The organism is Streptomyces sp. SID10853, from assembly GCF_010548145.1.
GTDB lineage: Bacteria > Actinomycetota > Actinomycetes > Streptomycetales > Streptomycetaceae > Streptomyces.
Genome location: NZ_JAAGLN010000063.1, coordinates 1 through 22,682 on the forward strand (window position 1 = coordinate 1; position 22,682 = coordinate 22,682).

General features: G+C 71.3%; 21 protein-coding genes and 1 rRNA gene. 11 read left to right on the forward strand and 11 right to left on the reverse strand.

Annotation, left to right across the window (positions count from 1 at the left end):
* Positions 1–68 (reverse strand): 16S ribosomal RNA (locus G3I19_RS14960); the annotation flags it as partial.
* Between the two features lie 864 nt (positions 69–932).
* On the opposite strand from G3I19_RS14960, the gene trpS reads away from it, so the two are divergent.
* Positions 933–1,928: a tryptophan--tRNA ligase gene (gene trpS / locus G3I19_RS14965; protein ID WP_164264078.1), complete on the forward strand. Its 996-nt coding sequence runs from the start codon at positions 933–935 to the stop codon at positions 1,926–1,928.
* A gap of 117 nt (positions 1,929–2,045) precedes the next feature.
* Here the strand turns inward: trpS and proC are convergent, their stop codons facing one another.
* Positions 2,046–2,855, reverse strand: coding sequence for a pyrroline-5-carboxylate reductase (gene proC, locus G3I19_RS14970; protein WP_164264079.1), 810 nt, complete (start codon positions 2,853–2,855; stop codon positions 2,046–2,048).
* Positions 2,856–3,143: 288 nt separating this feature from the next.
* Positions 3,144–3,896 carry a class I SAM-dependent methyltransferase gene (locus tag G3I19_RS14975; protein WP_164264080.1) on the reverse strand — a complete coding sequence of 251 codons (753 nt, stop codon included), beginning with the start codon at positions 3,894–3,896 and terminating at the stop codon, positions 3,144–3,146.
* Positions 3,897–3,998: 102 nt separating this feature from the next.
* Here G3I19_RS14975 and G3I19_RS14980 point away from each other — a divergent pair, with 102 nt between their 5' ends.
* A complete protein-coding gene (locus tag G3I19_RS14980; protein ID WP_164264081.1) occupies positions 3,999–4,466 on the forward strand; it encodes a hypothetical protein in 468 nt (155 codons plus the stop codon).
* A gap of 15 nt (positions 4,467–4,481) precedes the next feature.
* Here G3I19_RS14980 and G3I19_RS14985 read toward each other — a convergent pair whose 3' ends face one another.
* From G3I19_RS14985 to G3I19_RS15010, 6 genes are all read right to left on the reverse strand, one after another.
* Complete coding sequence (locus tag G3I19_RS14985) at positions 4,482–5,240, reverse strand: class I SAM-dependent methyltransferase (protein ID WP_239074361.1); 759 nt, start codon at positions 5,238–5,240, stop codon at positions 4,482–4,484.
* A gap of 90 nt (positions 5,241–5,330) precedes the next feature.
* Complete coding sequence (locus G3I19_RS14990) at positions 5,331–5,792, reverse strand: hypothetical protein (RefSeq protein WP_164264103.1); 462 nt, start codon at positions 5,790–5,792, stop codon at positions 5,331–5,333.
* A gap of 223 nt (positions 5,793–6,015) precedes the next feature.
* Positions 6,016–6,492 (reverse strand): hypothetical protein, encoded by a 477-nt coding sequence (locus G3I19_RS14995; RefSeq protein ID WP_164264083.1) that lies wholly within the window; start codon positions 6,490–6,492, stop codon positions 6,016–6,018.
* A gap of 148 nt (positions 6,493–6,640) precedes the next feature.
* Positions 6,641–8,491 (reverse strand): dihydroxy-acid dehydratase, encoded by a 1,851-nt coding sequence (gene ilvD, locus G3I19_RS15000; RefSeq protein WP_164264084.1) that lies wholly within the window; start codon positions 8,489–8,491, stop codon positions 6,641–6,643.
* Positions 8,492–8,666: 175 nt separating this feature from the next.
* Entirely contained in the window at positions 8,667–9,485 is an 819-nt protein-coding gene (locus G3I19_RS15005) for a sugar phosphate isomerase/epimerase (RefSeq protein ID WP_164264085.1), read from the reverse strand.
* Between the two features lie 182 nt (positions 9,486–9,667).
* The gene (locus G3I19_RS15010; protein ID WP_164264086.1) at positions 9,668–10,600 is read right to left on the reverse strand and encodes a Ppx/GppA phosphatase family protein; all 933 of its coding nucleotides are present in this window, start codon (positions 10,598–10,600) and stop codon (positions 9,668–9,670) included.
* A 77-nt stretch (positions 10,601–10,677) separates the two neighbouring features.
* Between G3I19_RS15010 and G3I19_RS15015 the strand changes: the two genes are divergently transcribed.
* On the forward strand, positions 10,678–11,493 hold the full coding sequence (locus G3I19_RS15015) for a hypothetical protein (RefSeq protein ID WP_164264087.1): 816 nt from the start codon (positions 10,678–10,680) through the stop codon (positions 11,491–11,493).
* Between the two features lie 132 nt (positions 11,494–11,625).
* Here the strand turns inward: G3I19_RS15015 and G3I19_RS15020 are convergent, their stop codons facing one another.
* Entirely contained in the window at positions 11,626–13,332 is a 1,707-nt protein-coding gene (locus G3I19_RS15020) for a sigma-70 family RNA polymerase sigma factor (RefSeq protein WP_164264088.1), read from the reverse strand.
* Positions 13,333–13,516: 184 nt separating this feature from the next.
* Between G3I19_RS15020 and radA the strand changes: the two genes are divergently transcribed.
* Both radA and disA read left to right on the forward strand, forming a co-directional pair.
* Positions 13,517–14,914, forward strand: a complete 1,398-nt coding sequence (gene radA / locus G3I19_RS15025; RefSeq protein WP_164264089.1) for a DNA repair protein RadA — start codon at positions 13,517–13,519, stop codon at positions 14,912–14,914.
* Between the two features lie 56 nt (positions 14,915–14,970).
* On the forward strand, positions 14,971–16,095 hold the full coding sequence (gene disA / locus G3I19_RS15030) for a DNA integrity scanning diadenylate cyclase DisA (protein ID WP_164264090.1): 1,125 nt from the start codon (positions 14,971–14,973) through the stop codon (positions 16,093–16,095).
* A 136-nt stretch (positions 16,096–16,231) separates the two neighbouring features.
* Here the strand turns inward: disA and G3I19_RS15035 are convergent, their stop codons facing one another.
* Positions 16,232–17,068, reverse strand: a complete 837-nt coding sequence (locus tag G3I19_RS15035; RefSeq protein ID WP_203599596.1) for a hypothetical protein — start codon at positions 17,066–17,068, stop codon at positions 16,232–16,234.
* A gap of 183 nt (positions 17,069–17,251) precedes the next feature.
* Here G3I19_RS15035 and G3I19_RS15040 point away from each other — a divergent pair, with 183 nt between their 5' ends.
* The 6 genes from G3I19_RS15040 to cseC all read left to right on the forward strand — a co-directional run bounded on the left by G3I19_RS15040 (position 17,252) and on the right by cseC (position 22,647).
* Positions 17,252–17,860 (forward strand): phosphatase PAP2 family protein, encoded by a 609-nt coding sequence (locus G3I19_RS15040; protein WP_164264092.1) that lies wholly within the window; start codon positions 17,252–17,254, stop codon positions 17,858–17,860.
* A gap of 16 nt (positions 17,861–17,876) precedes the next feature.
* Complete coding sequence (locus tag G3I19_RS15045) at positions 17,877–18,938, forward strand: A/G-specific adenine glycosylase (protein WP_239074363.1); 1,062 nt, start codon at positions 17,877–17,879, stop codon at positions 18,936–18,938.
* Between the two features lie 196 nt (positions 18,939–19,134).
* Complete coding sequence (locus G3I19_RS15050) at positions 19,135–19,686, forward strand: SigE family RNA polymerase sigma factor (protein ID WP_164264093.1); 552 nt, start codon at positions 19,135–19,137, stop codon at positions 19,684–19,686.
* The gene (locus tag G3I19_RS15055) at positions 19,674–20,501 is read left to right on the forward strand and encodes a hypothetical protein (RefSeq protein WP_343235106.1); all 828 of its coding nucleotides are present in this window, start codon (positions 19,674–19,676) and stop codon (positions 20,499–20,501) included. Before G3I19_RS15050 ends, G3I19_RS15055 begins: the two co-directional genes overlap by 13 nt.
* Before the next feature lie 12 nt (positions 20,502–20,513).
* Positions 20,514–21,212: a two-component system response regulator CseB gene (cseB, locus tag G3I19_RS15060; RefSeq protein WP_164264094.1), complete on the forward strand. Its 699-nt coding sequence runs from the start codon at positions 20,514–20,516 to the stop codon at positions 21,210–21,212.
* 112 nt (positions 21,213–21,324) lie between these two features.
* A complete protein-coding gene (gene cseC, locus G3I19_RS15065) occupies positions 21,325–22,647 on the forward strand; it encodes a two-component system sensor histidine kinase CseC (protein ID WP_164264095.1) in 1,323 nt (440 codons plus the stop codon).
* Positions 22,648–22,682 lie beyond the last annotated feature (35 nt).

Genomic DNA, 22,682 nt, shown 5'->3' on the forward strand with positions numbered 1-22,682 from the left:
CGTTCGACTTGCATGTGTTAAGCACGCCGCCAGCGTTCGTCCTGAGCCAGGATCAAACTCTCCGTGAATGTTTACCCGTAATCGGGTCCACATCGCGTTGAGCGGGACAATCAAACCGGAATAAGGCTGATCGTCCACAGCGTCCTCGCTGTGTGTCGCCTGCCCCTGACCCGAAGGCCGGAACAGGTCTTTTTCAAAGGAACCACCAACCCACCAAAAAGTGGGCCGGGGTATCAACATATCTGGCGTTGACTTTTGGCACGCTGTTGAGTTCTCAAGGAACGGACGCTTCCTTTGTACTCACCCTCTCGGGCTTTCCTCCGGGCTTTTCCCTTCGGTCTTGCGTTTCCGACTCTATCAGACTCTTTCGTGTCCGATTCCCGGCCGGCGGGCCGCTTTCCAGTTCCACGCTTTCGCGTTTCCCTTTCCGGCGATTCCGACTCTATCAGATCCTTTCGGCCTGACCCCCAGTCAGCGGGGCTTGTCATCCCGGCCGTTGGGCCGTTCCGACGAGTGAGACATTAGCGGATTCCTGGCGCCCGAGCCAATCGGGGTCATGTTCTTTCGAACGTGGATTCCTCATTCCGCAAAAGCACATGCGAATGGCACGACAAGTCGTCGGTCGTTCGAATGGTTGCTGCGGATTGGCTGTCCGGGGACCGGCCGGGGCCGGGGCTCACGTCGGACAGCTCGGAGAACATTACGGAGCTGTCAACCCCGTGTCAAGCCGGGGTCGGCTCCGCCGCGACCGGCGGGCTCGGCGCTACAGTGGAGCCCATGATGACGCGTGCGTACACCCTCCGGTGGCGGGCCGCCTGACGGCGGCCTGCATCTGCGTATGCGTTCAACGGCCGCCTCTCCGGCGGCCGTTCGTGTTTCTCCCTCCAGGAGCCGGCTGTCGGTGACGGCGGCCCTGTCGAGAGGTGGAGAAAATGACGCGGATCTTCAGCGGGATCAAGCCCACCGGGCACCTGACGCTCGGGAACTATCTGGGTGCCGTGCGGCGCTGGGCCGAGGACGACCAGTACCGGGCCGAGGCGCTGTTCTGTGTGGTGGATCTGCACGCGCTGACCATGGAACACGACCCGGCGCGGGTACGGAGACTGAGTCGGCAGGCGGCGACGCTGCTGCTGGCGGCCGGGCTCGACCCCGAGCAGTGCACCGTATTCGTGCAGAGCCACGTCGACGAGCACGCCCGGCTCTCCTATCTCATGGAGTGCACCGCCACGGACGGCGAGATGCGGCGCATGATCCAGTACAAGGAGAAGAGCGCACAGGCGAAAGCGGCCGGGGACAGTGTGCGGCTCTCCTTGCTCACCTATCCGGCGCTGATGGCCGCGGACATCCTGGCGTACTCGACCGATGAGGTTCCGGTCGGCGAGGACCAGACCCAGCATGTCGAGCTGACCCGGGATCTGGCCGTGCGGTTCAACCAGCGCTACGGGCACACGTTCGTGGTGCCCAAGGCGACGGAGCCGGCCGTGGCCGCGCGGGTCATGGACCTTCAGGACCCCACGTCGAAGATGGGGAAGTCGCAGGCGTCCGGTGCGGGGATCGTCTATCTGCTGGACGAACCGGCCGTGATCCACAAGAAGGTCATGCGGGCCGTGACCGACAGCGGGCAGGAGGTCGTCTTCGACCGGGCCGCGAGCCCCGGGGTCGCCAATCTGCTGGAGGTGCTCGGGGCCTGCACGGGGCAGGAGCCCGGGGCGCTCGCCGGTACGTACACGTCGTACGGGGCGCTGAAGAAGGACACGGCCGACGCGGTGGTGGAGCTGCTGCGGCCGGTCCAGGAGCGGCATACGGCGCTGGTCGCCGATCCCGGGTATCTGGAAGGGGTCCTCAGGCGGGGCGCCGAGCGGGCTCGGGCGATGGCCCGGCCCACGGTCGATGCCGCGTACCGGGCCGTGGGGCTGCTGGAGCCGTAAGAGCCGTGGCCCGGCCGGGGCTGCCTGCCGTGAAGGCCGGCTGTCCCCGGCGCGGCGTCCGGCCGGCCTGGGTGGTGTCCGGCCGCGGGCGGTCTCTGGCCTCGCCCGGTGGGCCGGTCAGCCGTTGCCCGAGGCCAGTTCGCGGCTGCGGTCGCGGGCTGCCTCCAGGGCGGCGATGAGGGCGGCCCGTACGCCGTGGCTCTCCAGCTCTCGGATCGCGTTGATCGTGGTGCCCGCGGGGCTGGTGACCGCCTCGCGCAGTTTCACCGGGTGCTCGCCGCTGTCCCTGAGCATCACGGCTGCGCCGATGGCCGCCTGCACGATCAGGTCGTGCGCCTGGGCGCGTGGGATGCCGAGCAGGATGCCGGCGTCGGTCATGGCCTCGACCAGGAAGTAGAAGTACGCCGGGCCGGAGCCGGAGAGTGCGGTGGCCGCGTCCTGCTGGGTCTCCGGAACGCGGAGGGTCTTGCCCACCCCGCCGAAGATCTCGTCGGCGTGGGCCAGGTGCGCTTCCGTCGCGTGGCTGCCGGGCGAGATGACGGACATGGCCTCGTCCACCAGGGCCGGGGTGTTCGTCATGACCCTGACCACCGGGGTGCCCGGCGCGAGGCGCTCCTCGAAGAAGGAGGTGGGGATGCCGGCGGCGCCGCTGATGACGAGGCGGTCCGCGGGGACGTGTGGGGTGAGTTCGTCGAGGAGCTTGCCCATGTCCTGCGGCTTCACCGTGAGGATGAGGATGTCGGCGCGCTCGGCCGCTTCCTGGTTGGTGACCGGCTCCACGCCGTAGCGGGTGCGGAGTTCTGCTGCCCGGTCGGGACGGCGGGTGGTGACGAGGAGGTTGGCGGGGGGCCAGCCTGCGCGGAGCATTCCGCTCAGGAGGGCTTCGCCGATCTTGCCTGTGCCTAGGACTGCGACTGTCTGGGCCATGGCTCTGTTCACCTCGCCGGTCGGGGCCTGTGCGTCTGTGCCTCTGTGCGTCTGACGGGGTCATCCTCGCATCGGGGCCTGTCGGGGTGGGTGGGTGTCCGAGCGGTGGTACGGGGGGTGTGGCGACGCGTCCGTGAGTGCGGGTGGGTGCCGCCTGCGGCGGGCCTGTTCCCCTCCCCTCCCCCAGCCTTCGGCCGGGGGGCCTCACTTCCCGTAACCGGGGCTCCGCCCCGGACCTCGCTCATCGAAGGCCGGAGGGGGTGAAAGACAAAAGGGCGGCCCGCTGTCTCAGCGGGTCGCTACGCACAGGTCCACCACGTACGCCTCCCTGATCACGCCCTCCGGGAAGATCTCCATCAGGGCGGGCCGCTCGCGGTCCAGGAATTCTCTCGTTGCCTTCTCTCCCGCCACCAGGAAGACCGAGTGGCTGGCCAGGTTGGCCAGGTGGGTCTCGACGGAGACCTCGCGGGTCCAGGGCACCGTGCGGTCGGTGAAGTCCAGGCCGCCCGTCTCGCGCGTCCGCTCCGCCGTGCCGTGGGCGCCGAGCACGATGTCGAAGTCCCCGAAAAAGCGCTGGATCCTGGTCGTCTGGTCGGCCACCCAGTCCACTGCGCGGTCCGCGACGTTCCACCAGAGGGCGAGCGCGCCGCCGGGGCGCAGGACGCGCATCGCCTCGGGTGCCGAGCGCGCCGGGTCGGTCCAGTGCCATGCCTGGGCGTACGTGATGAAGTCCGCCGACGCGTCGGCGAGCGGGAGGTTGTTCCCGTCGCCTCGCACGATCGGTACGCCGGGCAGGGTGCGGCGGAACTGTTCCGTCATCCCGTCGCCCGGCTCGACCGCGACGACCCGGGCGCCGCGCTCGTGGAGGAGCGCCGTGGCTATACCGGTGCCCGCGCCTATGTCCGCGACCCGGGCGCCGGTCAGCGGGCGGCCCGCGAGTTCTTCCACGGCGTCGAAGAGGGCGGGCGGATAGGACGGGCGGTTCGCCGCGTAGGCGGCTGCGGCCGCGTTGAAGGAGTGGGCGCGCGAGGTGGTTGTCATACGCCGATTCTGCCCACGTCTCAGGGTTTTCGACCTCACCTCCGGGGTGCGTCAGGGGCATCCCCCATGGCTTTCGCGAGCTGGGCGGCGGACCGTTGAGACATGACGCAGAACCTTGGAAAGTCCGGGCCCGAGATGTCCGGGGCCGAGCAGCGGAGCCTGGCCGTCGCCGCCGCGACGCTCGGGCCGTGGCGGTCCGCCGCGGCGGTGGGTGCGATGGGCGGTGCGGTCTCGCTGGGGATCGCGGCGCTTGCCGAGGGGATGGGCGCGCACACCGTGACCACCGCGGTCTCGGTCGCGCTGTCCCTGTTCTTCATCGTGGGCGGGGCGGGGGCCGCGCTCGGCGGGAGGCAGGCGGGGGCCGACCGTCGGATCGGGCGGTGGTCGGCCGCGCACCCCTGGCGGGTCGCGGCCGTGCCCGCCGCGCTGATGGCTGTCAGTGACCTTGTGGTGCGCCAGCTGCTGGGATCGGAGAGCTTTTTCAGCAGTTTGGGTGACGCGGTGTGGCGCGGGGTTGTCGTCGGTGGCGTGGTGGGCCTGGTCGGGAGGTACGGAGGGCGGCGGGGGTGACACCCGTGAGCGCTGTCAGTCGGCCGGTTTCCGTACTGCCGTGAGGTTGATGACGTACTCCTCGCGCACTCTGCCCTCGGGGAAGATCCGCAGCAGTTCCGCGCGCTCGTCCGCCAGTGCCGGGGCCGCCTTCTTCTCGGGCGCCGCCGCCACGTACGAACGGCTGCCCAGCTGGGCGATGTGCGTGTCGATGTCCACCTCGCGTGACCACTGCAGGCGGCGGAAGGCCGGGGTCAGGCCGTCGTACAGGGTCTTGATGATCACGGGTGCCTTCGGGGCCGCCCCGTAGCGGTAGTACTCGGGGAGCCGTCTCTTCAGCCGGGCCTCCTGGTCGGCGGCCCAGCGGACGGACGGGTCCGGGAGGTTCCACCAGAGGGCCAGCACCCCGCGCGGTTTCAGGACCCGCAGGGCTTCGGGGACGGAGCGGGTCGGTTCCGTCCAGTGCCATGCCTGCGCGTACGTCACGAAGTCGGCGCAGCCCGAGGCGAGCGGGAGCGCGTCGCCCACGCCCTGCACCAGGGGTACGTCCGGCAGGCCGGAGCGCAGCTGTGCGGCCATGCCGGGGCCGGGTTCGACCGCCACGACGTCGGCGCCGCGGTCCCGCAGCAGTCCGGTGGCGATGCCGGTGCCCGCGCCTACGTCGACCACCTGGGCGCCCTTGAGCGAGCGGTGCGCCATCGCTTCGACGGCGTCGAAGAGCGCGGGCGGGTATCCGGGGCGTGCTGCGGCGTACTGGGCGGCGACCGGGTCCGAGGACAGTGCGAGTTCCGTCATGTCTGACATCTTCGTGGTGCGCGGCCGCCGGGAACAGAGGCAGGACGGGGCAGGGGCCGCCCGGGCGGTCCCTGGTGCGTACGGCGTAGGTCAGCCGCGCCTGGACTTGGCCTTGGGCTTTCTGCGGGCCGCCGGGTTTCCGGCGCGGGCGCCCCGGCGCTTCTCGTATGCCGCGGCTGCCGTCTCGTACTCGGTACGGCGCAGCTGTTCGCCGGGGGCCTCGGTGAGGGAGCGGACGAAGTACGCCAGGAGCGAGCCGATGAAGCCGATCGCCTTCAGGCTGCGCAGGGATTCCTCGCGGGCCGGGTCGGCGGGGCGGCGGCGGAAGCCGTCCCAGGTGCGGGCGAAGGCGACGGCGCTGCAGACGGCGAAGACGGCGATGAAGAGCGCTGAGGCGAAGCTGCCGATGTCGGCGGTCTGCACGCCCTGGTAGGCGAGCCGCATCACGAAGCACGCGGCGACCGTCGTGATCAGGGCGCCGGCCGCGACCGCGGCGCGCCGCACCCCGTATCCGTTGTCGTGGCCGACCCAGGTCGTGCCGAAGAAACGGATGGTCTCGGGCTGCGGCCCGCCGGGCGTACGGTCCTGGCCGGGCCTGCCGCTCCGGCCGCCCGGGAGGGCGGTCTTCGCGGTGCCGTCGCCGGTGCGGCCGGTGTCGCTGTTCTCGCCGTTCTCGCCCTTGTCGCTCACGGGGCCGATTATCCCCCGCTGCCGGGCGGCGGACGGCCGCCGGGTGCAGTGGGCGGATTTCAGCAGGTGGGGCGAGCTGTGGCTGTCAGCCGCAGTGGGACCACGGGCTGGTGTACGTGTACGTGCCGACGCCGGCCTCGATCATGCCGCCCCACTTCACGCAGGAGTGGGTGGCCTTGAGCCGCACCGGGCCTGCGTACGAGGAGAAACCGCCCTGGTTCCTGGCCTGGCCCTTGCCGTCGCCCTGGACGTCGATCCAGGCCCCGGTGGTCAGGGACATGCCCGCGGTGGCGCGGCTGTGGTCGGTGACGACGCAGTTGTATCCGGTTCTCGCGTTGTAGAGGAGGTGGACGCGGGCGAATTCGACCCGCCCGTTGGTGAAGGTGTGGGAATCGATCTCCCGGTAGCCGGATCCGCAGATACTCGCCGGTGTGGCGGCCCGCACGGTGGCTGCCGCGGGTGCAGAGGTGGCGGTCGCGGCGGTCGCCGGGATGATGCCGATCGCCGCGAAGACCGCGGCGGCTGCCGCGATGACGGCCGGCCGGTGGATGAACTGACGCATGGTGCCCCCAATTGTGACCATGGCAGGGAAGGGGGCAGCGTAACGCACCTGCCCGGGCACTCACAGTGACGAAAAGGGGAGTGCCCGGGCAGGTCCGGCGGGTGGTGAGGCGTGGTGACGCGTGGGCGCGGCGAGGCGCCCCCGGTGGTCAGCCGAGCTTCGAGATGTCCCTGACGGCGCCGCGGTCGGCGCTGGTCGCCATCGCCGCGTATGCCTTCAGCGCCTGCGAGACCTTGCGGTCCCGGTTCTTCGGGGCGTACACACCGTTCAGCGCGGCCCGGCGTGTTGCCAGCTCCTCGTCGGAGACCAGCAGCTCGATGGAGCGGTCCGGGATGGCGATACGGATACGGTCGCCGTCCTCGACGAGCGCGATCGTGCCGCCCGCGGCCGCCTCGGGAGACGCGTGCCCGATCGACAACCCCGACGTACCGCCGGAGAAGCGCCCGTCGGTGACCAGCGCGCAGACCTTGCCCAGGCCGCGGCCCTTGAGGAACGACGTCGGGTAGAGCATCTCCTGCATACCCGGGCCGCCCCTGGGGCCCTCGTAGCGGATGACGACGACATCGCCCGCGGTGATCTCCTTGCGGAGGATCTTGTCGACGGCCTCTTCCTGGGACTCGCAGACCACGGCCGGACCCTCGAAGGTCCAGATCGACTCATCGACACCGGCCGTCTTCACGACACAGCCGTCCACGGCCAGATTGCCCTTGAGGACCGCGAGACCGCCGTCCTTGGAGTACGCGTGCTCGGCGTCGCGGATGCAGCCGCCCGCCGCGTCCGTGTCCAGGGTGTCCCAGCGCTCGGACTGCGAGAACGCCTCGGCGGAGCGGACGCAGCCCGGCGCCGCGTGCCACAGCTCGACCGCCTCGGCCGACGGGGAGCCGCCGCGCACGTCCCAGGTCTTCAGCCAGTCGGCGAGCGAAGGCGAGTGGACCGAGTGCACGTCCTCGTTGAGCATGCCGCCCCGGTACAGCTCACCCAGGATGGCGGGGATGCCGCCCGCGCGGTGCACGTCCTCCATGTAGTACGTGCCGCCGGGTGCGACGTTCGGCGCGACCTTGGACAGGCACGGGACGCGGCGCGAGACCTCGTCCATGTCGGCCAGCCCGTAGGGCAGTCCGGCCTCCTGCGCGGCGGCCAGCAGGTGCAGGATCGTGTTGGTGGAGCCACCCATCGAGATGTCCAGCGCCATCGCGTTGTCGAACGCGGCCCGGCCGGCGATGGCGCGCGGCAGGACGGTCTCGTCGTCCTGCTCGTAGTGGCGCTTGGCGATCTCGACGACCGTGCGGCCCGCGTTCTCGTACAGCGCCTTGCGGGCGGTGTGGGTGGCGAGCACCGAGCCGTTGCCGGGGAGCGCCAGGCCCAGGGCCTCGGTCAGGCAGTTCATCGAGTTGGCGGTGAACATGCCCGAACAGCTGCCGCACGTGGGGCAGGCGTTCTCCTCGATACGGAGGATGTCCTCGTCCGAGACATTCTCGTCGACCGCGTCGCTGATGGCGTTGACCAGGTCGAGCTTGCGGACCGTGCCGTCGACCAGGGTCGCCTTGCCGGCCTCCATCGGGCCGCCGGAGACGAAGACCGTGGGGATGTTGAGGCGCAGCGCGGCCATCAGCATGCCCGGGGTGATCTTGTCGCAGTTGGAGATGCAGATCAGGGCGTCCGCGCAGTGCGCCTCGACCATGTACTCGACGCTGTCCGCGATCAGGTCGCGGGAGGGCAGGCTGTACAGCATCCCGCCGTGGCCCATCGCGATGCCGTCGTCCACGGCGATCGTGTTGAACTCACGCGGCACCGCGCCCGCCGCCTTGATCGCCTCGGAGACGATCCGCCCCACCGGCTGGAGGTGGGTGTGGCCGGGCACGAACTCGGTGAAGGAGTTGGCGACCGCGATGATCGGCTTGCCGATGTCCGCGCTCGCTACCCCCGAGGCTCGCATGAGGGCACGGGCGCCCGCCATGTTGCGGCCGTGGGTGACTGTGCGGGACCTCAGCTCGGGCATCGTGGCTCGCTCCTTAGGCAGATGTGACTGCCGTCGAGCGTACGCCTGCGCTCCAAGATCCGGACTCGGCGTCCGGATTACGGGATACCCGGATACCGGAGGACGCCGGAGGACGCCGGAGGACGCCGGAGGACCCGGGGAAGGCGACTGGGTCTTCCGTCCGGACCAGGCCGGGTCAGCGGTGGCGGGCCCGGGTGGCCAGATGGAGGCGGGTGAAGGCGAGTGCCTCCGCCAGGTCGGCCTCGCGTTCCGCGGTGGACATCGCGCGCCGGGTGTTGACCTCGATGACGACATGGCCGTCGAAACCGCTGCCCGCGAGCCCTTCGAGCAGCTCCGCACAGGGCTGGGTGCCGCGGCCGGGCACCAGGTGCTCGTCCTTGCCTGAGCCGCGCCCGTCCGCGAGGTGCACATGGGCCAGCCGCGGGCCCATCCTGCCGATCATCGCCATCGCGTCGGTGCGGGCGGTCGCGGTGTGCGAGAGGTCGGCCGTGAAGTGGCGGTAGTCGTCGTGGGTGACGTCCCAGTCGGGGGCGTACGCGAGCATCTCGCGGTCCCGGTAGCGCCACGGGTACATGTTCTCGACGGCGAAGCGGACGTCGGTCTCGTCCGCCATCCGCCAGATCCCCTCGACGAAGTCACGGGCGTACGTGCGCTGCCAGCGGAAGGGCGGGTGCACGACGACGGTGGAAGCGCCGAGCCGCTCGGCGGCCGACCTGGCGCGCTTGAGCTTGGTCCAGGGGTCGGTGGACCAGACCCGCTGGGTGATCAGCAGACACGGCGCGTGGACCGCGAGTACCGGCATGCGGTGGTGGTCGGAGAGTCTGCGCAGCGCTTCGATGTCCTGGCTGACGGGGTCGGTCCACACCATGACCTCGACGCCGTCGTAGCCGAGGCGTGCGGCGATCTCGAAGGCCGTCGCCGTCGACTCCGGATACACGGAGGCCGTGGACAGCGCGACCTTCGCATCCGGGATGCGCACCACTGGATCTGCCACGGGAGACAGCGTACGGGCCGTGCCCCGGCTGTCTCCCTCCGGATCGGGCCGTGCCCGACAAGACCGGCCGCACCGCACCGCCGCACCCTGGCCGGGAGCCCTGCCCGGCAGGACGGTGGCCGGGAGCCCTGCCCGGCAGGACGGTGACCGGGAGCCCTGCCCGGTGCAGGTGACCGGGAGCCCTATCTGACGGGCAGGTGGTCGAGGCGGCGCAGGATGACGCCCTCGCGCAGCGCCCAGGGGCAGACCTCCAGCTCGTCGACGCCGAGCAGATCCATCGCCCCCTCCGCGACCAGCGCTCCCGCGAGGAGCTGTCCGGCGCGGTCGGTGGAGACCCCGGGGAGCTGGGCGCGCTCGGCCGAGGTCATCGTGGCGAGCCTGGGGACCCAGTCCTCCAGTGACTTACGGCTCAGCCCGCGGGGCACGTACGGGCCGTCGGCCGAGCGGGCGGCGCCCGCGATACGGGACAGCTGCTTGAAGGTCTTGGAGGTCGCGACCACCCGGTCCGGTCTGCCGAAGCGGGTGAACTCCCCCACGGTCCTGGCGATCTCGGCCCGGACATGGCGGCGCAGCGCCCTGACGTCCTGCGGGTCGGGCGGATCGCCCGGCAGCCAGGCGCTCGTCAGCCGGCCGGCGCCGAGCGGCAGCGACACGGCCGCGTCGGGGTCCTCGTCGATGCCGTACGCGATCTCCAGGGAGCCGCCGCCGATGTCGAGCAGCAGCAGCCGGCCCGCGGACCAGCCGAACCAGCGGCGCGCGGCGAGGAAGGTGAGCCGGGCCTCGTCGGCGCCGGTGAGGACCTGGAGGTCGACACCGGTCTCGGCGCGTACCCGGGTGAGGACGTGGTCGGCGTTGGTCGCCTCGCGGACGGCGGATGTGGCGAACGACAGGACGCTCTCGGCGCCCTTGTCCTCGGCGGCCTGCAGGGCGTCGTTGACGGTGGTGACCAGCCGGTCGATGCCGTCGGGGCCGATCGCGCCCTCGGCGTCGAGGAGTTCGGCCAGGCGCAGGCCCGCCTTGTGCGAGTGCGCGGGCAGCGGGCGGGCGCCGGGGTGGGCGTCGACCACCAGCAGGTGAACTGTGTTCGAACCGACGTCGAGGACTCCGAGTCTCATGGGCGGAACGCTACTGGGCGGGTGCAAGCGGGTGGCCGTTCGGGCTGAGGGGGGTGGTGTCCCCGTACGCTGGGGACGTGCCGAAGACGAAAAAGGCGAAGCCGGGCAAAACTGCCGGGCAGCCGAAGCCGAAGAGTGCCGAGCGGGCCAGTGACGAGCAGGGTCTGGATTTCGCCCGCGCCTGGGTGGAGTTCCCTGATCCCGCCGACGACGAACAGGTCTTCCGCTGCGACCTGACCTGGCTCACCTCACGGTGGACCTGCATTTTCGGCAGCGGCTGCCAGGGCATCGAGGCGGGCCGCGCCGACGACGGCTGCTGCACCCTGGGCGCGCACTTCTCGGACGAGGAGGACGAGCAGCGGGTGGCCGGTCATGTGGAACGGCTGACGCCGGACCTCTGGCAGTTCCACGACGTCGGTACGGAGTCGGGGTGGGTCCAGCTCGACGAGGACGGGGAGCGGCAGACCCGTCGCTGGAAGGGTTCCTGCATCTTCCAGAACCGGCCCGGGTTCGCGGGCGGCGCGGGGTGCTCGCTGCACATCCTGGCGTTGCGTGAGGGCAAGGAGCCGCTGGAGACGAAGCCGGACGTCTGCTGGCAGCTGCCGGTCCGCCGGACGTACGACTGGATCGAGCGGCCCGACGAGTCGCGGGTGCTCCAGATCTCGATCGGTGAGTACGACCGGCGCGGCTGGGGTCCCGGCGGTCACGATCTGCACTGGTGGTGCACGTCAGCGACGTCCGCGCACGGCGCGGGCGATCCGGTCTATGTGACGTACCGGCCGGAGCTGATCGAGCTGATGGGCGCACCGGCGTACGAGCGGCTGGTGGAACTGTGCGAGGAGCGGGTCGCCGCGCTGCTGCCGATGGCCCCGCATCCGGCCGACCCGCGGTAGGGCTGCTGGTTCTGCGCCCCCCTGCTTCTCTGTTCCCTGCTTCCCTGCTTCCCTCTGCTCTTGTGCCGTTGTGCCGTTGTGCCGTTGTGCCGTTGTGCCGTTGTGCCGTTGTGCCGTTGTGCCGTTGTGCCGTTACGACGGTGAGGGCGTGTCCGGGGCCGACGGGGTCGGTGTCGTCGGGGGGTCCGAGACGGTCGGGGTGGGGCTGGGCGTCGGGTCCGACTGTGTCGGAGTGGGCGTCGGGCTGCCCGAGGGCGCGGGTCCCGTCGTCGGGCCGTTCGACGGGGTCGGGCTGCCGTGGCCGTGATGGCCGTGGCCATGCCCGTGGCCCGGCCCCTGGCTTCCGCCGCCCCGGCCGTACCCGTGCATCGAGACGACCGCGCCCGACGGGTCGATGGCGATCCGGGCCGACCAGGCGCCCGCCGGTTCGCCGCGGTGGTCCACGTAGACCTGGATCGTGGTCGAGCCGCCCGGCGACAGGACGCCCGACGCGCTGCTCAGATAGAGCCACGGCGCACTCCTGGCGGCCGACCAGGAGAGCGGCCGGTCGCCGCCGTTGGTCAGGGTGATCGACGTACGGCCGCCGGACGCGCGGGCCGTGACGGTGAGGCCGCCGGGGGCCACCGATCCGCCGCCCGCCTTCTTGTTCCCCGCGTCCGGGCTGACGACCTCGACCGACACGTCGGGCGAGCTGCTGTCGTCGGCGAACGGGGTGTGCTGGGAACGGGCGTTGCCCGCGTTCTCGTAGTGGTCGTACGGGCTCGCGCCGTTGTCGCTCGGGCCGTCCGCCTCGCTCGTCGTCACCGAACCGCCGTGCCCCTCGCCGGTGGAGGGCGCGTGCCGGTACGCCACCCACAGGGCCAGTACCGGAGCGGCGACGACGGTCGCGACGACGGTGGTCGTCACGGCCCGCGAGCGCAGCCGGTCGCGGCGGGCCGCGCGGTCCTTGGGGTCCAGCGGGAAGCCGGTACGGCCGAAGCGCGGGGCGTGGCCGCGGGGGGCGTGCAGCATCGCCGCGTATGCGGCGGATCGTTCCGCCACGACGAGCGGCAGGGCCGCCGGGGTGGGCGGGGTGACGGTGGAGCCGGGCCAGGGGCCCGCCGCTCCGGCCCGCTCGGCGACCCGGCGGCAGCGCGGGCAGTCGTCCACGTGCCGCACCAGCTCGCGGCGGAGCGCCGTGGAGAGCAGGACCCGGTGGTCGCCGGTGAGCCGGGCGACGCTCGGGCAGTTGCCGGTCTCGACGACGGCGAGGGCCGCGCGGGTCCGCTCGACCTCACAGGCTCCGGCGGCCAGCAGTTCGCGGGCGGCGGCGGGCTCCAGGCCGAGCACGGCGGCGACTTCGCGCGGGCCGAGGCGGTGGCGTACCGCGAGCTCCAGCGCCTCGCGCTGCTCGGGGGTGGTGCCGGCGGCCTCGGGCCAGGCGAGGGTGGCCAGATCGCGACGCCTGCGCTCGGCGGTCTCGGCCGTCTCCGGGGGCTCGGGCGCGGACTGGGGCTCGGGCTCCGGCGTACGCCCGGAGTGCGCGCCGGGCCGCAGCCGCTTCTGCTCGGCGAGTTTGCGCAGACAGGCCCAGCGCGCGAGGGCGTACAGCCAGGCGCGGCGGCTCTGTTCGCCCGATGGACAGCGGCTGAACTGGCGTTCCGCGACGGCGAGCACCTCACCGAGGACGGCGGTGGCCGCCGTGTGGTCGCACAGTACGGAGAGGCAGTAGGTGAAAATGCCGTCCAGATATGCCTCGTAACGGACCGGCGGGCGCTGTTCCGACGGGTGGGGTGCGCGCCGGTGCGCCCGGTGTGCGCCGGTGGTGTGCGTGGGGTTCTCCAGTCTGCTGCTCGTCACCCGGCCGACGGTAGGCCGGTAATAGCCGCCTCCTAGCACCTCTTGAGGGCATTTAATCCTTACGGGTGAACGTATCGCTCAAAAGGGGACAGGAATCTCAGATTCCGTTTGCGGGTCACCCGGCTGTCCGCCCGCCGCCGCAGCCACGGGGCCCGCTGTCGGTGCGGCCGGTTACGGTGGCGCCATGGCCACCCGTGCGAAGACCAGAGAACGGCCGTCCTACCGCTGCACCGAATGCGGGTACACGACGGCCAAGTGGCTGGGCCGCTGCCCCGAGTGCCAGACATGGGGGACGGTCGAGGAGCAGGGCGGCGGGCCCGCCGTGCGGACGACGGCAGCCGGTCCCGTCAGCAGCGCCGCGGTCCCCATCGGCCAGGTCGACAGCCGTACGGCGACGGCCCGTTCGACCGGGGTCGCCGAGCTGGACCGGGTGCTCGGCGGCGGCCTGGTGCCGGGCGCCGTGGTGCTGCTCGCGGGCGAGCCTGGCGTCGGCAAGTCCACCCTGCTGCTCGATGTCGCGGCGAAGGCGGCCGGCGCCGACCACCGCACGCTCTATGTGACGGCCGAGGAGTCGGCCAGCCAGGTCAGGCTGCGCGCCGACCGGATCCACGCGATCAACGACCACCTCTATCTGGCCGCCGAGACGGACCTCGCAGCGGTGCTCGGCCACCTCGACGCGGTGAAGCCCTCCCTGCTGGTCCTGGACTCCGTACAGACTGTGGCCTCACCCGAGCTGGACGGCGCGCCCGGCGGCATGGCCCAGGTGCGCGAAGTGGCGGGCGCGCTGATCCGCGCGTCCAAGGAGCGCGGGATGTCCACCCTGCTCGTCGGGCACGTCACGAAGGACGGCGCGATCGCCGGGCCACGGCTCCTGGAGCACCTGGTGGACGTCGTGCTGTCCTTCGAGGGCGACCGGCACGCCCGGCTGCGGCTGGTCCGCGGCGTCAAGAACCGGTACGGGGCGACCGACGAGGTCGGCTGCTTCGAGCTGCACGACGAGGGCATCACCGGCCTCGCCGACCCGAGCGGGCTCTTCCTGACGCGCCGTGACGAACCGGTGCCGGGGACCTGTCTGACGGTCACCCTGGAAGGCAAGCGCCCCCTGGTCACCGAGGTCCAGGCACTCACGGTCGACTCGCAGATCCCCTCGCCCCGGCGCACCACATCCGGTCTGGAGACCTCCCGGGTCTCGATGATGCTCGCCGTCCTCGAACAGCGCGGCAGGATCAGCGCCCTCGGCAAACGCGACATCTACACGGCGACGGTCGGCGGCGTGAAGCTCACCGAACCGGCCGCCGACCTGGCCGTCGCCCTGGCCCTGGCCTCCGCCGCCGGTGACGTCCCGCTCCCGAAGAACCTGGTGGCGATCGGCGAAGTAGGGCTCGCGGGCGAGGTCAGAAGGGTCACCGGGGTCCAGCGCAGACTCGCCGAGGCCCACCGTCTCGGCTTCACCCACGCCCTCGTACCGACCGACCCGGGGAAGGTCCCCGCGGGCATGAAGGTCATCGAAGTGGCGGACATGGGAGACGCGCTGCGGGCCCTTCCGCGCCGTTCAAGGGCCCGCGCGCCTCAGGACGAGTGAGTGCGCCGGTAGACTTTGCCCTGGTCTCGCCTGTCCGTACGAGCCGGAGGAGTGCAGTGGCAGCCAATGACCGAGCAGCACCCGGGAGATCCGGCGGGAGCTCGTCCGGCAATGAAGCGCTGATGCGTGCCACGCTGAGCGCTGTCGCGCCCGGCACCGCGCTGCGCGACGGCCTGGAGCGCATCCTCCGCGGGAACACCGGCGGACTGATCGTCCTGGGTATGGACAAGAGCGTCGAAGCGATGTGCACCGGCGGTTTCGTCATGGACGTGGAGTTCGCCGCGACCCGTCTGCGGGAGCTGTGCAAGCTCGACGGCGCGCTGATCCTCGACAAGGATCTGACCAAGATCCTCCGGGCCGGCGTCCAGCTCGTCCCGGACGCGTCGATCCCCACTGAGGAGACCGGCACCCGCCACCGCACGGCCGACCGGGTTTCCAAGCAGTGCGGCTTCCCCGTCGTCTCCGTATCGCAGTCGATGCACCTGATCGCGCTGTACGTGGACGGGGAGCGCCGGGTCCTGGAGGAGTCGGCGGCGATCCTGTCCCGCGCCAACCAGGCGCTGGCCACGCTGGAGCGGTACAAGCTCCGCCTGGACGAGGTGGCGGGCACGCTCTCCGCGCTGGAGATCGAGGACCTGGTGACGGTCCGGGACGTGACGGCGGTCGCGCAGCGCCTCGAAATGGTCCGCCGGATCGCCACCGAGATCGCCGAGTACGTGGTGGAGCTGGGCACCGACGGCCGGCTGCTCTCGCTCCAGCTGGACGAGCTGATCGCGGGGGTCGAGCCGGAACGGGAGCTGGTGGTCAGGGATTACGTCCCGGAGCCGACGGCGAAGCGTTCGCGTACGGTCTCCGAGGCGCTGGTCGACCTGAACACGCTGAGCCACACGGAGCTGCTCGAACTGCCCGTCGTGGCACGGGCGCTGGGGTACAGCGGCTCTCCCGAGACGCTCGACTCGGCGGTGTCGCCGCGCGGATACCGGCTGCTGGCCAAGGTGCCGAGGCTGCCCGGCGCGATCATCGAGCGGCTGGTCGAGCACTTCGGCGGGCTGCAGAAGCTGCTCGCTGCCAGTGTGGACGATCTGCAGACCGTGGACGGGGTCGGGGAGGCTCGGGCGCGGAGCGTCCGGGAGGGGCTTTCGCGGCTTGCCGAGTCCTCGATTCTGGAGCGGTACGTCTAGGCGGTGGCCCGGGGTGTGGGGCGGGGCCTTTTCGGGGCCCCGCCCCGGACCCCGCTCCTCAATCTCCCCCAGCTGACGCTGGGAGGTGCCCCCAGGAGGGGCTTGATTGCCCGCCGAGAGTCCTTATGTCGCTCTGTCAGTCCTTCGACAGGACCACTGATGTCTGCTTGAGGGGCATCCCGGGGGCCTTCGCCTCGACCAGGTAGGTGCCGGGGCCTGCCGTCTTCGGGCCAGGCTTCGTGCACTTCGGGGCCGACTTCTTGCGGTCCCACTCCACGGTGTGCTTGACCGTGCTGTTGGCCGGGACCTGGATGAGCAGGGACGCGCCGTCCTTGGGGCAGTCCTTGGACGACCAGACGACCTCGTCGTCCGTGGTCGATGTGATCGTGAACACAGTCGCCTTGGGGCCGAAGTCGACCTTGCAGGCCGTCCCCGAGGTGTTCTTGGCGATCAGGTCGAACGTGAGCTTCTCCCCGGGGGGATAGCTGTTCTTGGGGTTGTGCAGCGTCAACTGGACTGCTCCCGCAGTGCAGTCGGGGAGGCTGGAGCCCGCCGGGACCCGCCGGCCGCCGCTCACAGCCGTACCGCCGCCGCCCGAACCGCCGCTGCCGCCCGTGCCGTTGGCGCCGTCGCCGCCACCCGAATCCGTACCGCCGGAGCCCGCGCCGTCGGATCCGCCCGAGCCCGCACCCGCGTCCGCGTCCGAGCCGGAGGCCGAACCCGACCCGCCGGAGTCACCCGAACCACCGGTACCGCCCGGCGCCCCACTGATCGCGGGGCCCGATCCGGAGGGGCCCGGGGTGATGGAGGGCGCGGGGTTGGCCCCCTTCGCGCCCGAACTGCCGTGCTTTCCACCGCCGCCCGAAGTGACCATCCACACGACGAGAAGGGCGAGCAGCGCAACCAGAGTCGCCGCTACTGCCCTCCGTCGCCAGTAGATGGAGGAGGGAAGCGGCCCGACCGGATTGCGCATAGATCCCACGGCGCAAACTGTACGAGAGATCAGACCCAACTCAGGCCCCACCCGCCGCCGTCCGTACAACTTTTACGGATCATCATTCCGCAGACCACACCCCGTGCCCCGGTCGCAGTCCACCGGAGGCGGGGACGATCGCTCGTGGTCACCGCTGCGGGATGATTCATACTGTCCGTCACCATGGACAGTTCTTCCGAGCTCTACCGAAACATCCTCGAATTCGCCCACTCCACGCCCTCCTGGGTGCAGCAGCTCATGGAGCTGTGGACCGAGGGCGGACTGCTGCTCTTCGCCGTGCTGTTCGTCCTCGTGTGGTGGCGGGCGCGTACGGCGTCCGCGCAGGCGATGGCGCTGGCGCTGATCGCCCCGCTGGGGACGGCCATCGCGTACGTCTTCAGCGAGGTGCTCAAGTCGGTGATCCACGAGGAGCGTCCGTGCCGGGCCGTCGCCGGGGCGATGAGACCACTGATCGACTGTCCGGCGCCGGGCGACTGGTCCTTCCCCAGCAACCACTCGATCATCGCGGCGGCCGCGGCGGTCGGTCTGTCCCTCGCCATGGTGCGGCTGGTGTGGCTGACCGTGCCGGTCGCGGTGCTGATGGCCTTCTCGCGGGTGTTCGTCGGGGTGCACTATCCGCACGACGTGATCGTCGGGCTGCTCCTCGGCGCGCTGATCGGGCTGCTCGTCATCGAGGGGCTGACCCGGCCCGTACGGTCGCTGGTGGAGACGGCCAGGGCGAGTGACATCAGCGTGGCGGCCTGGTTCGCGGGGCCGGGTACCCGGAACTGAGAGGATTGGACGTGCCATGACTGCAACCACTGAGACTTCGACGCCTGCTGCTCCCTCTTCTCCCTCCTTCGCCGCCTCTGACGCCGCTGTTTCCGACCCCGCCGCCTCTGACGCCGCTGTTTCCGACACCGCTGCTTCTGGCGCTCCTGTCCCCGGCGCCGCTGTCACCGAGGCCGGTTCCGGCGGTCTGCCGGATGCCCGGGCCGCCGCCGGACTGCACTCCTCCGTCATCACCTGGTTCGGCGCGAACGCCCGCGATCTGCCCTGGCGCCGGCCCGACGCGGGCGCCTGGGGGGTCATGGTCAGCGAGTTCATGCTCCAGCAGACCCCCGTCGTACGGGTGCTGCCGGTGTACGAGCAGTGGATGGCGCGCTGGCCGCGCCCGGCCGATCTGGCGGCCGAGCCTCCCGGCGAGGCGGTCCGCGCCTGGGGCAGGCTCGGATATCCGCGCCGCGCTCTGCGCCTTCACGGAGCGGCCCAGGCCATCACGGAACGGCACGGCGGTGAGGTGCCGTCCGAGCACGGGCAGCTGATCTCGCTGCCCGGGATCGGTGAGTACACGGCGGCGGCCGTGGCCTCGTTCGCGTACGGGCGGCGCCATGCGGTCCTGGACACCAATGTGCGGCGGGTCTTCTCCCGCGCGGTCGCCGGTGTCGAGTACCCGCCGAACGCCACCACCGCCGCCGAGCGCAGGCTCGCCCGCGCCCTGCTCCCCGACGACGAGACCACCGCCGCCCGCTGGGCCGCGGCCTCCATGGAGCTGGGCGCGCTGGTCTGCACCGCCAAGAGCCCCGCGTGCGAGCGCTGCCCGATCGCCGCGCAGTGCGTCTGGCGGCTGGCGGGCAAACCGGCGCACGCCGGGGCACCGCGGCGTGGACAGACGTACGCCGGTACGGACCGCCAGGTGCGCGGCAAGCTCCTCGCGGTGCTGCGGGACGCGCCGGGTCCCGTGCCGCAGTCGCAGCTCGACGCGGTGTGGCACGAGCCGGTGCAGCGGGCCAGGGCGCTGGACGGACTGGTCGCCGACGGGCTCGTCGAGCCGCTGGCGGACGGGGTCTACCGGCTTCCGCTCAGCTGAACCGGGCGGCCGGCCGCCCGGCTGGAATCGCCTGTTCCCGTTTTAAACCTGATCTCGCTGATCTCCGTTACACAATCGATGGGCAGCCGTGCGTCCGCCGACGGCTGGTACGCACAGCTCCGTGACAACGCCCCCATAGCTTCGTGGACAGACCACAGAACAGCGTGAACACGGGGAACGACGGAGGCGGTTGGCTATGGCGCACGGTGAGGTGCTCGAATTCGAGGAGTACGTACGCACCAGGCAGGACGCCCTGTTGCGGAGCGCCCGCCGGCTGGTGCCCGACCCCGTCGACGCCCAGGATCTGCTGCAGACCGCTCTGGCCCGCACCTACCGCCGCTGGGAGGGCATCGCCGACAAGTCGCTGGCCGACGCCTACCTGCGCCGCGTCATGATCAACACCCGTACGGAGTGGTGGCGGGCCCGCAGGCTGGAGGAGGTCCCCACCGAGCAGCTGCCCGACGCGAGCGTCGAGGACGGCACGGAGCAGCACGCCGACCGGGCGCTGCTGATGGACATCCTGAAGGTGCTCGCTCCCAAGCAGCGCAGTGTGGTCGTCCTGCGACACTGGGAGCAGATGAGCACCGAGGAGACGGCTGCCGCACTCGGTATGTCTGCCGGTACGGTGAAGAGCACCCTGCACCGGGCCCTTGCGCGGCTCCGGCAGGAACTGGAGAGCCGGGACATCGACGCGCGTGCGCTGGTCCGTGGGGAACAAGAGATGGGGCGGGAGCGGTGCGCGGCCTGACAGAGGACCCGGAGGACCCGGCGGACCCCTCGGACCCGGCGGACGGTCCGGGCGCCCCCGGGCACGACGGCGGTCGCGGCGCGCCGACCGGAAGCAGGACAGCCGGAAGCAGGACAGCCGGCGACGGAACAGCAGGAAGCAGAACGGCCGGAAGCAGAGCGGCCAGGACGAGGAGCGGCACTCTGGCGGCGGGCGTCACGGCGGTGGCCGGGCTCGCCGTCGTCGGGCTGTTCGTGGCCGGCTGCGACTCGGGCGGCACGGGGACGCGGGACGAAGGGGCGGCCCATTCGGTGCCCGCGGTCGCGCCCACCAAGGAGCCGGGGTCGGCGGCGGCCACCCGGCCGGGCGAGCGGGTGAACGCGGTGGCGCTCCTGAAGCAGGACGCGACGGTCAGCACGGCCGTCAAGCGCGATCTGAAGCCCTGCTCGGGCAGCGACTACCCGGTCGACGTCTCGTACGCACGGCTCACCGGCGGTGATGTGGCCGATGTCGTGGTGAATGTGATGACGTGCCGCAGTGCGGTGGGGGTCGCCACCTACGTCTACCGTGCGCAGGGCGGTTCGTACAAGAACGTCTTCGCCTCGGAGGCCGCGCCCGTCTACTCCGAGATCGACCGGGGCGATCTCGTGGTGACGAAGCAGCAGTACGCGAAGGGCGACTCGATGTCGTACGCGTCGAGCGAGGACGTCCTGACGTACCACTGGACGAACAACAAGTTCGCGCAGACCGACGCCGTACACACCGACTTCAGCCGGGCGGTCGGTGACGGGGACGCCGACGGGGACCCCGCCACCACCAGCCCCGGCGGCAACTGAGAGAGCAGCGGGATGGCCGAGACCCACGTCCTCTTCGTCGAGGACGACGATGTGATCCGCGAGGCGACACAGCTCGCGCTGGAGCGGGACGGTTTCCGCGTCACCGCGATGCCCGACGGGCTCTCCGGGCTTGAGGCGTTCCGGACGAACCAGCCGGACATCGCCCTGCTCGACGTCATGCTGCCGGGGCTGGACGGGGTCTCCCTGTGCCGCCGGATCCGTGACCAGTCGACCGTCCCCGTGATCATGCTGTCGGCGCGTGCCGACTCGATCGACGTGGTGCTGGGGCTGGAGGCGGGGGCCGACGACTATGTGACGAAGCCCTTCGACGGTGCGGTCCTGGTGGCCCGTATCCGCGCTGTCCTGCGCCGGTTCGGACATGCCGGCGGCGCCGGGACGGACCGGGGCGCCGAGCCGGACGAGCGCGGGGTGCTGGCTTTCGGTGACATCGAGGTCGACACGGAGGGCATGGAGGTGCACAAGGGCGGCGCCCCTGTGGCACTGACCCCGACCGAGATGCGGCTGCTCCTGGAATTCTCCTCGGCGCCCGGCACGGTGCTCTCCCGCGACAAGCTCCTGGAGCGGGTCTGGGACTACGGCTGGGGCGGTGACACCCGGGTCGTGGACGTGCATGTGCAGCGGCTGCGGACAAAGATCGGACAGGACAGGATCGAAACGGTCCGCGGCTTCGGATACAAGCTGAAGGCATGAAGCACCCCTCCCTGCGCACCGGCGTCCGGTGGCTGTGTCTCCCGGGGGACAACCCCCGGACCCCCGGCCGGAGGGGCCCCGTGGTCGGCCCGCGTCGAACAGGAACGCCGACATGAAGCACCCCTCCCTGCGCACCGGCGTCCGGTGGAAGATCAGCATTGCCATCGCGGGTGTCGGCGCGCTCATCGCTGTCGCGCTCAGCCTGGTCGTGCACAACGCGGCCCGGGTCTCGATGCTCGACAACGCACGGGACACCCAGGTCGTCCGGCTCCAGTTCGCCCTGCGGCTCTTCGAGTCGAAGAAACAGCAACAGCAGCAGCCGCAGTTTGGCTCGAAGGTCAACGACCCCAGCCTGCCCAGGGAGTTGCGGCGCCGGGCCGCCGAGAACCGGATCTCCACACTCGTGGTCGAGCACCCCAACGGGATCCCGGACGTCTGGGCGGCCGCCCCGCTCTCCGACGGCGATGTGCTCTCCCTGCACAGCCGTTACGGCAGCAGCGCCTCCGTCCTGCAGGATCTCGACCGGGCGCTGATCATCGGCTCGGTATCGGTGGTGCTCGGGGGCAGCGCGCTGGGTGTCCTGATCGGCGGCCAGCTCTCGCGGCGGCTGCGCAAGGCGGCCGCGGCCGCGACCAAGGTCGCGCAGGGCGGCACTGACGTCCGGGTGCGGGCCGCCATCGGCGGTTTCGTACGGGACGAGACGGACGAGCTGGCCCGCGCCGTGGACGCGATGACCGACACGCTGCAGGAGCGGGTGGAGGCCGAGCGCCGGGTCACCGCCGATATCGCGCACGAGCTGCGCACACCGGTGACCGGGCTGCTGACAGCCGCGGAGCTGCTGCCGCCCGGCCGGCCGACCGAGCTGGTACGCAACCGGGCGCAGGCCCTGCGGACCCTGGTCGAGGACGTACTGGAGGTGGCCAGGCTGGACAGCGCGTCCGAGCGGGCCGAGCTCCAGGAGATCGCGCTGGGCGAGTTCGTGAGCCGCCGGGTGGCGATCATGGCGCCGGACGCGCGGATCCAGGTGGTGCACGAGTCGTGGGTGAACACCGATCCGCGGCGCCTGGAGCGGATCCTCGGCAATCTTCTGGGCAACGCGGCCAAGCACGGCGGAACGCCGGTGGAGGTCACGGTCGAGGGCCGGGTGGTGCGGGTGCGCGACCACGGGCCCGGGTTCCCCGGCACGCTGCTGCGGGAGGGGCCGAGCCGTTTCCGTACGGGCAGCAGCGACCGGGCGGGCGTGGGGCACGGCCTGGGGCTGACGATCGCGGCCGGGCAGGCGAAGGTGCTCGGGGCGCGGCTGACCTTCCGTAACGCAGCGCCCGAGGGTGCGAAGGAGACGGGCGGCGCCATCGCGGTGCTCTGGCTCCCGGAGCACGCGCCGACGGTCACCGGCAGCTTCCGCACCCTGACCCGGCCGAACGGGCCAGCGTGACGCGTACAGAACCAGACAGCCGAGTGGGCCCCGGA

Excerpts from the sequence above, each read along its gene's own strand:
- trpS (WP_164264078.1), top strand. The coding sequence starts at position 933 with ATGACGCGGATCTTCAGCGGGATCAAGCCCACCGGGCACCTGACGCTC.
- proC (WP_164264079.1), bottom strand. The coding sequence starts at position 2,855 with ATGGCCCAGACAGTCGCAGTCCTAGGCACAGGCAAGATCGGCGAAGCC.
- G3I19_RS14975 (WP_164264080.1), bottom strand. The coding sequence starts at position 3,896 with ATGACAACCACCTCGCGCGCCCACTCCTTCAACGCGGCCGCAGCCGCC.
- G3I19_RS14980 (WP_164264081.1), top strand. The coding sequence starts at position 3,999 with ATGACGCAGAACCTTGGAAAGTCCGGGCCCGAGATGTCCGGGGCCGAG.
- G3I19_RS14985 (WP_239074361.1), bottom strand. The coding sequence starts at position 5,240 with ATGACGGAACTCGCACTGTCCTCGGACCCGGTCGCCGCCCAGTACGCC.
- G3I19_RS14995 (WP_164264083.1), bottom strand. The coding sequence starts at position 6,492 with ATGCGTCAGTTCATCCACCGGCCGGCCGTCATCGCGGCAGCCGCCGCG.
- ilvD (WP_164264084.1), bottom strand. The coding sequence starts at position 8,491 with ATGCCCGAGCTGAGGTCCCGCACAGTCACCCACGGCCGCAACATGGCG.
- G3I19_RS15010 (WP_164264086.1), bottom strand. The coding sequence starts at position 10,600 with ATGAGACTCGGAGTCCTCGACGTCGGTTCGAACACAGTTCACCTGCTG.
- radA (WP_164264089.1), top strand. The coding sequence starts at position 13,517 with ATGGCCACCCGTGCGAAGACCAGAGAACGGCCGTCCTACCGCTGCACC.
- G3I19_RS15035 (WP_203599596.1), bottom strand. The coding sequence starts at position 17,068 with ATGCGCAATCCGGTCGGGCCGCTTCCCTCCTCCATCTACTGGCGACGG.
- G3I19_RS15040 (WP_164264092.1), top strand. The coding sequence starts at position 17,252 with ATGGACAGTTCTTCCGAGCTCTACCGAAACATCCTCGAATTCGCCCAC.
- G3I19_RS15045 (WP_239074363.1), top strand. The coding sequence starts at position 17,877 with ATGACTGCAACCACTGAGACTTCGACGCCTGCTGCTCCCTCTTCTCCC.
- G3I19_RS15050 (WP_164264093.1), top strand. The coding sequence starts at position 19,135 with ATGGCGCACGGTGAGGTGCTCGAATTCGAGGAGTACGTACGCACCAGG.
- cseB (WP_164264094.1), top strand. The coding sequence starts at position 20,514 with ATGGCCGAGACCCACGTCCTCTTCGTCGAGGACGACGATGTGATCCGC.
- cseC (WP_164264095.1), top strand. The coding sequence starts at position 21,325 with ATGAAGCACCCCTCCCTGCGCACCGGCGTCCGGTGGAAGATCAGCATT.